Here is an 11,413-nt window from a genome sequence, read left to right as displayed (position 1 = left end):
TGGGCAGCCCTTGCCTTTGGCTAACGGGCTGGTGCCACCTCGCCCGTATTGGACTTTCACCAACAAGTCAGCGCCCATGCTGGGCGCACCGCGAAGCGCGGCCCGGGTCTACGACCCGGGCCGCATACCAAGCGCTTTGCAGTTCGGAGTCGATAGCCCCAGCACCTCCGTTGGGGAAGACTCGGACAGTCCCTTCCGCCCCTGGGCAGCCCGATCCTGCTTGCACCTCTCTGCGGGAAAGGCCCGCCACCGTTCCGCCCTGGGGGATCCGGTTCCTTCCTGTACCTCTATTATAGCCGATGCGTGGCCACGGTGGCGACAGAGACATTCAGGATTCTTCTGGCAGCGCTCAGGGTGCGACCTCGAGAACAAATGGCAGAGCGGTTACCGAGTGCGTCAGCGCGCCCAGCGCGATGATGTCCACGCCGGTCTTGGCCACCTCGACCAGGTTGGCGGGGCTGATGACGCCCGCGGCCTCCAGCACGGCACGGCCCGACGTGATCTCGACGGCCCGCTTCAGCATCTCGGCGTCCATGTCGACGAGCACGAGGATGTCGGCGCCAGCATCGAGGCCCTCCTCCAGCTCCTCGAGGGTCCGGACCTCCACCGAGACCCGGCACGTGTGCGGCGCGCTCTTCCGGGCGGCCACCACGGCCTCCCGCACGCCGCCGGCCAGCGCGAGGTGGTTCGCCTTGACGGCGATGGCGTCGCCCAGTCCGAGCCGGTGGTTCTGGCCGCCGCCGATCCGCACGGCGTACCGCTCGATCATCCGGAGGCCGGGGGTTGTCTCGCGGCTCTCCACCAGCCGGGCGTGGTAGTACTTGATGGCTTCCGCCAGGCGCCGGGTGGTGGTGGCGATGCCGCTCATGTGCTGCAGGAAGTTGAGGGCCACCCGCTCAGCCGCCAGCACGGACCGCGCCCGGCCGGAGATGCGGGCGACCCCCTGCCCGGCGGTGATCTCGCTGCCCTCCCCGACCAGCGCCTCGTACCGCAGCGAGGCGTCGATGGCGCGGAAGGCCGCCTCCGCCACCGGGTGGCCGCAGAGGATGCCGGCGTCCCGCGCGATGACCACGGCGGTGCAGATGGCATCCGCCGGCACCACCGCCGACGTGGTCCGGTCCTCCGGCCCGATGTCCTCCATGAGCGCCCTGCGCACCAGTTCCTCGACGGCGATCGGGTTCAGGGTCATCCCGCAGACCTCCTTGCCTTGTGCTTCCGGCTGCGCCCGCCCGTCCGGACTGCCTGCTCTATTCTACCCGTTCGATCTCGCGGAGGAAAGAGGCGCCGTCCAGCACACGGCGTACCCCCTGGTCGGGCAGGCGGGCCAGCATCGCCTCCAGGTCGCCCCTCTGCATGCCGTCCGGGCCGTCCCCGGAGTGCCACACCTCCAGCAGCGGCACCAGCACGAAGGCCCGCTCCGCCATGCGGGGATGCGGCAGCGTCAGCTGCTCGTCCTGCAGCCGGGCGCGCCCGTGGAACAGGATGTCGATGTCGATGGTGCGCGGCCCCCAGCGCACCGTGCGGACCCGGCCCAGGGCCGACTCCACCGCCTGCGTCTGGACCAGCAGCTGGTGGGGATCAGCCGCCGTCTCGAGGCAGGCCGCACAGTTGAGGAAGTCCGGCTGATCCGTCATCCCCTGCGGCCTGGTCCGGTACAGCCCGCTGACGCCCACGAGCCGGTTGCCGGGGCTGTCCGCCAGGCGCCGCAGGGCCGAGGCCAGCTGCGCCTCAGGGTCGCCCAGGTTGGCGCCCAGCGAGAGGTAGGCGCGGGTCACGGCTCCCGCCTCCGGTGGATCTCGACCATCACGCCGGAGAAGGCGCCCGGAATCGGGGCACGGGGCTTGTGAACGCGCACGGTGACGGCGCTGACGTTGCGGTACTGCTCCAGCACCTCTGCGGCCACCCGCTCCGCCACCGCCTCGATCAGCCGGAAGGGGGCACCCTCCACGATCGCCTTCACCGTGCGGTAGACTTTGCCGTAGTTCACCGTCTGCCGGATATCGTCCTGTTCCCCCGCTGCGCGCAGGTCCAGGTACAGCTCAGTATCGACCAGAAACTCCTGCCCTAGCCGCGTCTCCTCGGGCAGCACCCCGTGGTAGGCGTAGAAGCGCATGCCCGACAGCACGATGCGATCCAAGCGCACATTCACCCCTCAAAGCCACCGCGCCCCGGGCGCACGATGGCGTCCGCCACCTGCGCAACCCGCTTCATCGCGCGCACGTCATGCACCCTCACGATATCGGCGCCGTTCGCGATCCCGATGGCGACCGTGGCCGCGGTGCCCTCCAGCCGTTCCTCGGGCGGCAGCCCGCCCAGCACCTTGCCGATGGTCGACTTGCGGGAGGTGCCCAGGAGCAGGGGCCGGTTCAGCCGGCGGAACTCGCCCAGCCGCTGGATCACCTCGAGGTTGTGCAGCGGGGTCTTGCCGAAACCCACGCCCGGGTCGAGGATGATCAGCTCCTCCGGCAGCCCCGCCTCCCGGACCAGCTCCAGGGAGCGCTCGAAGAAGGCGGTGATGTCCCGGATCAGGTCGCGGTACTCCGTGCCGTGCTGGTTGTGCATCACCACCACCGGGCACCGGTGCCGGGCCGCCACGCGGACCATCTCGGGGTCGCCCTGAAGCCCCCAGATGTCGTTCAGCATGTCCGCCCCGGCCTCCAGGGCCGCCTCGGCCACCTCGGCCTTCTGCGTGTCCGCCGAGATGAGGGCGTCCGGTGCCGCGCGGCGCAGCGCCCGGATCACCGGCAGGACCCGCCGCAGTTCCTCCTCCGCCGGCACCGGCTCGTGGCCGGGCCGGGTGGACTCGCCGCCGACGTCGATGATGTCGGCCCCCTCCGCCAGCATCTCAAGGGCGTGGGCGACCGCCTGCTCCGGCTCTGCCCAGCGCCCGCCGTCCGAGAACGAATCGGGCGTCACATTGAGAATCCCCATGATCAGTGTGCGGCGGCCCACCTCAAGGGTGCGCCTCCGGCAAGGAATCTGCCACATGGCTGCGCTCACCCACCCCTCAACTGCTGCAGGGCCGGGGGAGTGTTTCGCCCCGGCCCTCGCTTCTACCTGCCGCATCAGAATAGCCCGGTGATCATGCCGTCCTCGTCGACGTCGATGCCCTCGGCCGCCGGCACAGGAGGCAGCCCCGGCATCGTCATGATCTCGCCGGTGATGGCCACGACGAAGCCGGCTCCGGCGCTGGGCCGCACCTCGCGCACGGTGAGCCGCCAGCCCGTCGGAGCGCCCAGCTTCTTGGGGTCGTCGGAGAAGGAGTACTGCGTCTTGGCGATGCAGACCGGCGCACGGCCGAAGCCCTCGCTCTGCAGCTTCTTCAGCATCCGGCTGGCCTCGCGGCTGAAGTCCACGCCGTCGGCGCCGTAGATGCGCGTCGCCACCTTCTCGATCTTGGTCTTCAGGCTGTCGTCGTCGTCGTAGACGAAGCGGAAGTCCTTCGGCTCCTCCACCAGTTCGACTACCCTGCGGGCCAGTTCGACACCGCCCTCGCCGCCGTGCGCGTGGACGTCGGCGAGCACGGCCGTGCTGCCGGCCTCCTCCACCAGCTCCTTGATCAGGCGGATCTCGTCGTCGGTGTCCGCGGCGAAGCGGTTGATGGCAACCACGGCGGGCAGGCCGAAGACCTCCCGGACGTTGCGCAGGTGGCGGAGCAGGTTGGCCGAGCCGCGCCGCAGGGCGTCCAGGTCCTCCCGGGCCAGCTCGTCCTTCTTCAGGCCGCCGTGCATCTTCAGCGAGCGGATGGTGGCCACCACGACCACCCCGTCGGGCCTCAGGCCGGCCAGGCGGCACTTGATGTCGATAAACTTCTCCGCGCCCAGGTCCGCGCCGAAGCCCGCCTCCGTGATGACGTAATCGGCCAGCTTGAGCGCCAGGCGGGTCGCCGCGACCGTGTTGCAGCCGTGGGCGATGTTTGCGAAGGGGCCGCCGTGGACGAAGGCGGGGGTGTTCTCCAGCGTCTGCACCAGGTTGGGCTTGATGGCCTCCTTGAGCAGCGCGGCCATCGCCCCTTCCGCCTTCAGCTGGCGGGCCCGGACCGGCTCGCCGCTGTAGGTGTATCCCACGATGATCTCGCCGCAGCGCCGCTTGAGGTCGGCCAGGTCCTCGGCGAGGCAGAGCGTCGCCATCACCTCGGAGGCGGGGGTGATCATGAACTCCTCCTGCCGGGGCACGCCGCCGTTCTTGCCGCCGAGCCCCATCACGATGGACCGCAGGGCCCGGTCGTTCATGTCGATGACCCGCTTGAACGTGATCTGGCGCGGATCGATGCCCAGCGCGTTGCCCTGGTGCAGGTGGTTGTCGATCATCGCTGCCAGCAGGTTGTTAGCCGAGGTGATGGCGTGGAAGTCCCCGGTGAAGTGCAGGTTGATCTCCTCCATCGGCACCACCTGGGAGTAGCCGCCGCCGGCCGCCCCGCCCTTCACGCCGAAGGCAGGCCCCAGCGAGGGCTCCCGCAGGGCGATCACAGCCCGCTTGCCGATGCGGGCCATCGCCTGCCCGAGGCCCACCGTCACGGTGGTCTTGCCCTCACCGGCCGGCGTCGGGCTGATGGCCGTGACCAGGATCAGGCGGCCGTCCGGGTTGCTCTTCACCCGCTTCCAGACATGAGAGGCCACCTTGGCCTTGTACTTGCCGTACAGTTCCAGATCGTCGGGGCCAAGGCCAATCTGCTCCGCGACCTTCGTGATGGGCTCAAGGCGTGCACGCTGCGCGATTGCGATGTCCGACAGCAAGGTCCCTACCTCCTCCGCTGGACATTTCGTCACGACGCCTACTGCTGCTTCAGAAACCGGGTCACGGGATCCGGGGCCAACCCGCGGAAAGCCTGCTGCACCTCCTCCCGCTCCCTCCGCATGCGCGCCACTTCCCCCAGGACCTCCTGGAGGAAGGCGCCGTCCTTGATGGATCCGAGGTTGATCGCCACGTTCCACAAGGCTCCCTCGAAGGCGGCATCCGCCAGCAGGAAGCCGACGCAGCCGTCACTCACGGCGTTCTGGTTGCCCTTCTCCACGACCGCCAGGGCGTGGCGCATCACCGCCAGGCAGTGCCGCATGGTCTCCAGCGGGGTCCGGGTGGCCTCCTGGTAGGCGGCCTGCACGGCGCGCTGCCGCTCGGCCTTCTCCTCCGGCGTGGACTTGGGCAGGGCGAAGGCCGCCATCACCTGGTTAAAGGCCGCCTGGTCCTCGTCGGCCAGGGCGAGGAGCACATCGCGCTCCCTCCGCCCCGCCTCCTGCGCCGCGGCCATCTCCTCCTCCACCGCCTGAAACTTCTCACGCCCGCGGGTCAGCCCGCCCACCATGGAGACGAGGCTGGCTCCCATCGCACCGGCCACGGCGGCCGCGGCCCCGCCGCCGGGGGCCGGCGTGGCGGCGGCCAGCTGGTCACAGAACGCCGCGATCGACTGTTCCCCTGTTCGCATCCGCTGCACTACCTCCTGAGTATCCTTCCGTCATCGACGATCAGGCGCCCCTGCTTGACCACCTGCGCCACCACGCCCATCCCCATGTGGTAGGGGATGTGCCGGTGGGTCGGGCTCGACAGGATCACCACGTCTGCAAGCTTGCCCACCTCCAGCGAGCCGACCTCGGACTCGTGCCCGATCGCCGCGGCGGCGTTGATCGTCGCCGCCGCCAGCGCCTCGCTGGGGTCGAGCCCCAGGTGCATGCAGGCGAGGGTGATCATGAAGGGCATCGAGTAGGCCGGGCAGGAGCCGGGGTTGTAGTCGCTGGCCAGGGCCACCGTGCAGCCCAGCTCCACCATGCGCCGCGCCCGGGCGTACGGTGCGTTCATCAGGCAGAACGAGGTGCCCGGGAGGCAGACGGCCACCGTGCCCGCTTCGGCCAGCCGCCGCAGCCCCTCGTCGGAGGCGTGCAGCAGGTGTTCGGCGCTGATGGCCCCCATCTCGGCCGCCAGCATGGCCCCGCCCAGATCGGAGAGCTCGTCGGCGTGCACCTTCAGGCCGAACCCCAGCTCCTTCGCCCGCTGCAGGATCCGGCGGGAGTCGGCTACGGAGAAGACGCCCCTCTCGGTGAAGACGTCGGCGAAACGGGCCAGGCCCGGCTCGGCGGCCACTGCTGGAAGCATCTCCTCCACCAGCAGGTCGACATACGCCTCCGGCCGGCTGCGGTGCTCGGGCGGAACCTCGTGCGCGCCCATGAAGGTGGGCACCACGGTGAGCGGGTGGCGGCGGTCCATCTCGCGGATCGCCCTCAGTTGCTTCAGCTCGTGCTCCGTGGTCAGTCCGTAGCCGGACTTGACCTCCACCGTGGTGGTTCCGGCCAGGGCCAGCTGGTCCAGACGCCGGAGGCCCAGGGTGACCAGTTCCACCTGGCTGGCCTCCCGGGTCGCCCGGACGGTGTTCAGAATTCCCCCGCCCCGGGCGGCGATCTCCTGGTAGGTGGCGCCACCGAGCCGCAGCGCGAACTCCTCTGCCCGGTCGCCGGCGAAGCAGAGGTGCGTGTGCGGGTCGACGAAGCCCGGGATCACGGCGCGCCCACGGGCGTCGATCACGCAGGTGTCGGGACCGGTCCGGACCGCGGCCAGCACCTCGTCAGCCAGGCCCACGGCGACGATCCGGCCGTCCTTGGCCGCGAGCGCGCCGCCGGGGATGGCCGCCGGGTCCTTCAGGCGGGCGCCGCGCCGGGGGCCCCCGGCCATCGTCACCAGCTCGCCCGCCCCCACGATCAAGAGGTCAACGGTGGTCATACCATCACTCCACCAGCCGCTTCTCCAGCACCTGGTCGCTCTTGAAGCCCTCCAGCCGCAGGTAGTGGCGGGCCACGCCCACCAGGGCGTCCACCGGCACCAGGCCGACGATCTCCGACCCCACCACGGGCACGCCGTAGCGCTCGGCCTCCAGCTTGATCAGTTCGAAGGCCCTGTGCAGCGGGGTCTCCTTGTAGTTGACCATGTTCATGCTGACCTGCACCTGGCCGCGGTCGGCCAGGGGGATGCCCAGCGCCTTGCAGTGCACCAGCCCGCCGCTGGAGCCGCGCACCGCCTTGGCGATCTTCTTGGCGATGGAGAGGTCGGAGGTGCCGAGGTTGACGTTGAAGGCGATGAGCGGCATGCGGGCGCCCACGGCGGTGCAGCCGGCGGTGGGGTGGATCTTCTCGGGACCGAAGTCGGGCTTCTTCGCCGGGTCGACGCCGATCTGCTCCCGCAGGCCCTCGAACTCGCCCCGCCGCACGTCGGCCAGGTTGCGCCGGTCAGGCCGGGTGGCCGCCTCCTCGTAGAGGAAGACCGGCAGCCCCATGTTGCCCAGGGCCTCGCCCACCCGGCGGGCCAGGGCCACGCAGTCCGCCATGTCGCAACCCGAGATGGGCACGAACGGGATGACGTCCACGGCGCCCATGCGGGGGTGGTTGCCCCGGTGCTGGTTCAGGTCGATCAGCCGCATGGCCACCTCGGCGCCGCGGATGGCCGCCTGGGCCACCGCCCCGGGCTCGCCGACGAAGGTGATGACGCACCGGTTGTGGTCTGCGTCGGCCGACACCGAGAGCACCCGGACGCCCTGGGCCGCGATGGCGCCGGCGATCGCCTCGATCACCTCTGGCCGCCGCCCCTCGCTGAAGTTCGGCACACACTGAACGAGCGCATTCGGGTTCATCGCACATGCTCCTCCCATGTGAGCCGTGATGCATGGGACCCTGGCTACCCGAGCATCGGAATGCGGATGCCCCGCTCCTTGGCCACCTGTATCGCCTTTTCGTACCCGGCATCGGCATGGCGCACGACGCCCATGCCCGGGTCGGTGGTCAGCACGCGCTCCAGCCGCTCCCCGGCCTCGGGGGTGCCGTCCGCCACCACGACCATCCCGGCGTGCTGGCTGTAGCCGATGCCGACACCGCCGCCGTGGTGGATGGAGACCCAGGTGGCGCCGGCCGCGGTGTTGACCAGGGCGTTCAGCAGCGGCCAGTCGGCGATCGCGTCGGAGCCGTCCTTCATGCCCTCCGTCTCCCGGTTGGGGGAGGCGACCGACCCGGCGTCCAGGTGGTCCCGGCCGATGACGATCGGCGCCTTGAGCTCGCCGCTGGCCACCATCTCGTTGAACCTGAGGCCGGCCTTCACCCGCTCGCCGTAGCCCAGCCAGCAGATGCGCGACGGCAGGCCCTGGAAGTGCACCTTCTTCTGGGCCATCTGGAGCCAGCGGTGCAGCGACTTGTCCTCGGGGAACAGCTCCATGATGGCCCGGTCGGTCTTGTAGATGTCCTCGGGGTCGCCCGAGAGCGCCACCCAGCGGAACGGGCCCTTGCCCTCGCAGAAGAGCGGGCGGATGAACGCCGGCACGAAGCCCGGGAAGGCGAAGGCGTCCTTCAGCCCCTCCTCGAAGGCCTGCTGCCGGATGTTGTTGCCGTAGTCGAAGACGACCGCGCCCGCCTTCTGCAGGTCGAGCATCGCCTGCACGTGAGTCACCATGGACGCCTTGGCCCGCCGGATGTACTCGTCGGGGTCCGACTGGCGCAGGGCCACCGCCTCGGCCAGGGAGAGGCCGGCCGGGACATACCCGTTCAGCGGGTCATGCGCCGAAGTCTGGTCGGTGACCACGTCCGGCGTAATCCCGCGGCGGACGAACTCGGGGAAGATCTCGGCGGCGTTGCCCAACAGGCCGATGGAGAGCGGCTCGCCCTTGGCCCGGGCCTCGTTGGCCAGAGTCAGGGCCTCGTCCAGCGTGTGCGCCATCCGGTCCAGGTAGTGGTGCTCCAGGCGCCGGCGGATGCGCGCCTCGTCCACCTCGACCACGACGGCCACGCCCTCGTTCATCGTGACCGCGAGCGGCTGTGCGCCGCCCATGCCGCCGAGTCCCGCGGTGAGGACCAGGCGCCCCTTCAGGGTGCCGCCGAACCGCTGCCGGGCGGCCTCGGCGAAGGTTTCGTAGGTCCCCTGCAGGATGCCCTGGGTGCCGATGTAGATCCAGGAGCCGGCCGTCATCTGGCCGAACATGATCAGACCCTTCCGCTCAAGCTCCCAGAAGTGCTCCCACGTGGCCCAGTGGCCCACCAGGTTGGAGTTGGCGATCAGCACCCGGGGGCTCATCCGGTGCGTGCGGAACACCGCCACCGGCTTGCCGGACTGGATCAGCAGCGTCTCGTCGTCCTCGAGGTTGCGCAGCGCCTCGACGATGGCGTCGAAGGCCTCCCAGGAGCGGGCCGCCTTCCCCCTGCCGCCGTAGACCACCAGGTCCTCCGGGCGCTCGGCCACCTCCGGGTCCAGGTTGTTCATCAGCATCCGGAGAGCGGCCTCCTGCTGCCACCCCTTGCACGACAGTGCCGTGCCACGCGGTGCGCGGACAGTGCGGGTCATGCCAATACCCCCTCATCTTGATCCCGATCTGCACACGGCGTTAGTGTTGCCTGACCCGGGCATCCCCCGGGGTTACGCCGATTCCAGCTCGCCGACCACGCCCTCGACCGCCTCCACCAGCGCGCCGCTGTGGATCATCTCCGCCAGGCGCTCGATCTCGGGAGCCAGCACCCGGTCCTCGTCCAGGGGGGCCACCCGCTGCCGCACCGCCTCGTAGGCGGCGCGGGTCGCGGGAGCCAGGCGCTCGGGACCGCGGAACTCCAGCGCCTGGGCAGCGCACATCAGCTCGATCGCCAGCACGCGCCGCACGTTGGCCAGAACCTGGCGGGCCTTGCGGGCGGCCGTCGTGCCCATCGACACGTGGTCCTCCTGGTTGGCGCTGGACGGGATCGAGTCGACGCTGGCCGGGTGCGCGAGCACCTTGTTCTCGCTGACCAGCGAGGCGGCGGTGTACTGGGTGATCATCAGCCCGGAGTGGACCCCCCCGTTGCGGGTCAGGAAGGCCGGAAGGCCCGAGAGCTGCGGGTTGACCAGGCGCTCGATGCGCCGCTCGGCGATGTCGGCCAGCTCCGCCGCGGCGATGGCGAGGTAGTCCATGGCCAGCGCGACCGGCTGACCGTGGAAGTTGCCGCCCGAGATCACCTCGCCCTCGTCGGGGAAGAGCAGCGGGTTGTCGGTGACGGCGTTCACCTCCCACTCTACCACCTGCGCCACGTGGGCGATGGCCGTACGGCTGGCGCCGTGAACCTGGGGCAGGCAGCGCAGGGTGTAGGGATCCTGCGTGCGCACCTGGCCCGGGCGGCTCACCAGGCGGGAGCCCTCGACCAGCCTGCGCAGGTTGCGGCCGGTGGCCTGCTGTCCGGGGTGAAGGCGCAGTTCCTGGATGCGCGGGTCCCAGGCCGCCGGGATGGCGCCCAGGGCCTCTGCCGTCAGCGCCGCCGCGATGTCCGCGCTCTTCAGCAGGACCTGGGCATCATGCACGCCCAGGCACCCGATGGCCGTCATGGCCTGCGTCCCGTTGATGAGCGCGAGCCCTTCTTTGGCGCTCAGCGTGACGGGCTGGAGGCCGGCCCGCTCCAGGGCCTCCGCACCGGACATGCGCTCACCGCGCAAAAAGGCCTCACCCAGACCGATCAGGGGGAGGCTCATGTGTGCCAGAGGCGCCAGGTCCCCGCTGGCGCCGAGCGATCCCTGCTCGGGCACCACGGGGATCAGGCCAATGTTGAGGAACTGGATCAGGAGCTCGAGGGTCTCCACACGAATGCCCGAATGGCCGCGGGAGAGGGCATGGGCACGCAGGAGCAGCATTGCGCGCACGACCTCGTCGGGCAGGGGGTCGCCCACGGCGCAGGCATGGCTCATCAGCAGGTTCCGCTGCAGGGCAGCCGTCTCCTCGGCCGAGATGGTCACGTCGCTGAACTTGCCGAAGCCGGTGGTGATGCCGTAAACGGGCCGCCGCTCGCGCACCAGCTGCGCCACCATGGCGCTGCCGCGCGCCACCTGCTCCCTCACCGCCGGGGTGAGGGCCACCCGGGCCCCGTGCCGGGCAACCGCCACCACGTCCGGGAGGCTCAGGTGCGCGCCCAGTTCGACTGTTGACATGAAGCAAACCTCCCGCATTAGCCTGCCACCATTATAGGAAGCGGCATCCGCGGGAGGCAAACGAGTACGCTGACACGTTAAAGGAGGGTTGAGCGAGGCCCGAGAACGGTCCCAGGGGCGCTCCCGGCATCGCTTCAACCATGAAGTTTCGGTAGTTTGAGAACCGCACCAGGTCTTGTGGCACAAGGCCTGGGCAGGGGAGCCAAGCAGGATGCGGCTTCGGAGCAGTCTCAATCCGCCGCAGGTACACCGGATCCCAAAGAGAGGGCTGCGAGTCGCGATCGATGGGGAAGGGTCGAAACACGTTGTAAACGTGAGAACCACTAGGCACCAACACAACTACCCGGAGCGGGCGGTTCACCCGCCCGCTCCGGGGCGAACCACGCACCAACCAGCACGGGGAGGGGTGTGGGGGCCGTCCCAAAAGCAGGTTGCTCTGCTGGGACGGCCCCGTTCCTTTTCGTTCGAATTGGGTTTTTCAGGTAGTCAATCGACCATCTTGCGA

Annotated in this window: 10 protein-coding genes; all 10 read right to left on the bottom strand. The window is 69.9% G+C overall.

Annotated elements, in window-relative coordinates; translation table 11 throughout:
- Window positions 1–349: 349 nt before the first annotated feature.
- Window positions 350–1,189, bottom strand: coding sequence for a carboxylating nicotinate-nucleotide diphosphorylase (gene nadC / locus J2Z79_RS18000; RefSeq protein WP_209468286.1), 840 nt, complete (start codon window positions 1,187–1,189; stop codon window positions 350–352).
- A gap of 58 nt (window positions 1,190–1,247) precedes the next feature.
- Window positions 1,248–1,775, bottom strand: a complete 528-nt coding sequence (folK, locus tag J2Z79_RS17995; protein WP_209468285.1) for a 2-amino-4-hydroxy-6-hydroxymethyldihydropteridine diphosphokinase — start codon at window positions 1,773–1,775, stop codon at window positions 1,248–1,250.
- Complete coding sequence (gene folB, locus J2Z79_RS17990; protein ID WP_209468284.1) at window positions 1,772–2,137, bottom strand: dihydroneopterin aldolase; 366 nt, start codon at window positions 2,135–2,137, stop codon at window positions 1,772–1,774. The genes folK and folB overlap by 4 nt, the downstream gene beginning before the upstream one ends.
- 8 nt (window positions 2,138–2,145) lie before the next feature.
- Complete coding sequence (folP, locus tag J2Z79_RS17985; RefSeq protein WP_342589539.1) at window positions 2,146–2,952, bottom strand: dihydropteroate synthase; 807 nt, start codon at window positions 2,950–2,952, stop codon at window positions 2,146–2,148.
- A 113-nt stretch (window positions 2,953–3,065) separates the two neighbouring features.
- Entirely contained in the window at window positions 3,066–4,736 is a 1,671-nt protein-coding gene (locus tag J2Z79_RS17980) for a formate--tetrahydrofolate ligase (RefSeq protein ID WP_209468282.1), read from the bottom strand.
- A 38-nt stretch (window positions 4,737–4,774) separates the two neighbouring features.
- A complete protein-coding gene (locus J2Z79_RS17975; RefSeq protein WP_209468281.1) occupies window positions 4,775–5,422 on the bottom strand; it encodes a cyclodeaminase/cyclohydrolase family protein in 648 nt (215 codons plus the stop codon).
- An 8-nt stretch (window positions 5,423–5,430) separates the two neighbouring features.
- Window positions 5,431–6,708 (bottom strand): imidazolonepropionase, encoded by a 1,278-nt coding sequence (gene hutI, locus J2Z79_RS17970; RefSeq protein WP_209468280.1) that lies wholly within the window; start codon window positions 6,706–6,708, stop codon window positions 5,431–5,433.
- 4 nt (window positions 6,709–6,712) lie between these two features.
- Window positions 6,713–7,612 carry a glutamate formimidoyltransferase gene (gene ftcD / locus J2Z79_RS17965; protein ID WP_209468279.1) on the bottom strand — a complete coding sequence of 300 codons (900 nt, stop codon included), beginning with the start codon at window positions 7,610–7,612 and terminating at the stop codon, window positions 6,713–6,715.
- A gap of 44 nt (window positions 7,613–7,656) precedes the next feature.
- Window positions 7,657–9,306 (bottom strand): urocanate hydratase, encoded by a 1,650-nt coding sequence (gene hutU, locus J2Z79_RS17960; RefSeq protein ID WP_245302987.1) that lies wholly within the window; start codon window positions 9,304–9,306, stop codon window positions 7,657–7,659.
- Window positions 9,307–9,378: 72 nt separating this feature from the next.
- A complete protein-coding gene (gene hutH, locus J2Z79_RS17955) occupies window positions 9,379–10,908 on the bottom strand; it encodes a histidine ammonia-lyase (protein WP_209468278.1) in 1,530 nt (509 codons plus the stop codon).
- Between the last annotated feature and the right edge of the window lie 505 nt (window positions 10,909–11,413).

Origin of the sequence: Symbiobacterium terraclitae, from assembly GCF_017874315.1 — a bacterium.
Lineage (GTDB): Bacteria > Bacillota > Sulfobacillia > Symbiobacteriales > Symbiobacteriaceae > Symbiobacterium > Symbiobacterium terraclitae.
Note: the sequence above shows the minus strand (reverse complement) of the source record. Positions and strands in the feature narration are given on the sequence as shown.

Bases quoted from the DNA above. Each gene is read 5' to 3' on its own strand.
- nadC (WP_209468286.1), bottom strand. From the start codon at position 1,189: ATGACCCTGAACCCGATCGCCGTCGAGGAACTGGTGCGCAGGGCGCTC.
- J2Z79_RS17975 (WP_209468281.1), bottom strand. From the start codon at position 5,422: ATGCGAACAGGGGAACAGTCGATCGCGGCGTTCTGTGACCAGCTGGCC.
- hutI (WP_209468280.1), bottom strand. From the start codon at position 6,708: ATGACCACCGTTGACCTCTTGATCGTGGGGGCGGGCGAGCTGGTGACG.
- ftcD (WP_209468279.1), bottom strand. From the start codon at position 7,612: ATGAACCCGAATGCGCTCGTTCAGTGTGTGCCGAACTTCAGCGAGGGG.
- hutU (WP_245302987.1), bottom strand. From the start codon at position 9,306: ATGACCCGCACTGTCCGCGCACCGCGTGGCACGGCACTGTCGTGCAAG.
- hutH (WP_209468278.1), bottom strand. From the start codon at position 10,908: ATGTCAACAGTCGAACTGGGCGCGCACCTGAGCCTCCCGGACGTGGTG.